The 1,530-nt window shown below is 67.8% G+C and carries 3 protein-coding genes; all 3 read left to right on the top strand.

The window, feature by feature from the left end:
• On the top strand, positions 1–830 hold an 830-nt coding region (locus ACIBBB_RS36135; RefSeq protein ID WP_398989717.1), incomplete at its 5' end, for a polymorphic toxin-type HINT domain-containing protein.
• Positions 830–1,222 carry a hypothetical protein gene (locus ACIBBB_RS36140; RefSeq protein ID WP_398989720.1) on the top strand — a complete coding sequence of 131 codons (393 nt, stop codon included), beginning with the start codon at positions 830–832 and terminating at the stop codon, positions 1,220–1,222. The genes ACIBBB_RS36135 and ACIBBB_RS36140, both read left to right, overlap by 1 nt.
• Positions 1,223–1,324: 102 nt before the next feature.
• Positions 1,325–1,530 (top strand): hypothetical protein (locus ACIBBB_RS36145; RefSeq protein WP_398989722.1); only part of this gene is annotated, 206 nt, incomplete at its 3' end.

Genomic DNA, 1,530 nt, shown 5'->3' on the forward strand with positions numbered 1-1,530 from the left:
AGGACAGACTCGCCGACGCGAAGAAGAAACTCGATCAGGAGAACAAGGACAAACCCAGGGACGGCGACAAACCGGAGGACAAGCCGGAGTCCTGCGCCGTCAAGCACAGCTTCCTGCCCGGCACTCCCGTGCTGCTCGCCGACGGCCGTCGTATGGCGATCGACAAAGTGCGTGCCGGTATGCGCGTCGTCGCGACCGACCCCGAAAGCGGTCGTACGCGGGCCCGTGCCATCGAGCGGACGATCACCACGTACGACGACAAGGACTTCACACGCCTCACGGTCCTCACGGACTCGGGCGCCGAGGTTCTGACGGCGACCGACACCCACCCGTTCTGGCTGACGGACCAGGGCCGCTGGGCGGACGCCGGGGACATCGCGGCCGGGGACGACCTCCGTACGCCCGCAGGTACGTCCGTGCAGGTCACGGCCGTCGACCGCTACACCAAGCGGCAGACCACGCACGACCTCACCGTCAATGGCATCCACACGTACTATGTCGTCACCGGTGACACACCGGTCCTGGTGCACAACAACGACTGGTGCACCGACGAGGAGCGGCTCGAAGACGCCGGCGACATCGCCAAGGGGCACGCGAACGACAAGCACGCGAAGGACTTCCCCGGCGTCTCGGCGGAGGAGCTCGGCAAGCTCGCCACCGACGTCATGAAGAACCCCTCGCGGACCAAGCCCCTCGGCAGCGGCCGGAAGGCGTACCTCGGCAAGGACGGCACGACCATCGTGATTCACGACCCGACGCATCCGGACGGCGGAACCATCTTCCGCCGGGATCCTACGACGCTGGACGACTACTGGGAGGAACTCGACTGATGGCGGGAAGCGACGTCGCGGCGAGCGCTCTGCTCGCCGGCGACGAGACCGCGTTGCTGCGGCGGGCCCTCCTCGAATGGGGCGGTCCCGCCCGGTGCGGTGATCAACTCGCCGTCGGTATGGGGTTCGAGAGCGAGCGCGACCTGCTCGACCAGTGCTCCCGGCTGCGGCGCGCGCTCGCCGACGACGTGCCTCTCGCCCCGGTCGACTGGGCGCGGATCCTGCTGGCCGTCGAGATCGTGTTCGTCAGCGATCTGGTGGGCACGGGCTTCGAATGGCCGACGACCACCGGGCGCGATGACGAGACGACGATCAAGTCGCTCCGGTCGATCCAGCGGAAGCTCCGGGGAACGGTCAGGCCCTACTACGGCGGGACTCCGAGCGACGCGTGACGGTGACGTAACCGCGGGAACTGCACGGCCCGTTCCTGTAGTCCTGTACGGGCAGAGGCCGACGTATAGGGGGAATGGGTCGTGCGTCGATTCCGGCACAGGTTGCGCAAGACGGTCCTGCCGCGCACTGACGCGCGGCTGTTGGGTGCGTTGCGCAGATCGTCTCAGCGTGGGCAGGGGGCGATCGAGTACGTCGGCCTGATTGTCGTCGTGGCGGCGATCGTGGGCGCGTTGGTGGGTACGGGGGTCGGTCCGGCGCTGGCCGATGGGATCAGTACGCAGGTCTGCGAGATCACCGGTGGGGGCAA

Origin of the sequence: Streptomyces sp. NPDC051217, assembly GCF_044455465.1 — a bacterium.
Classification (GTDB): Bacteria; Actinomycetota; Actinomycetes; order Streptomycetales; family Streptomycetaceae; genus Streptomyces.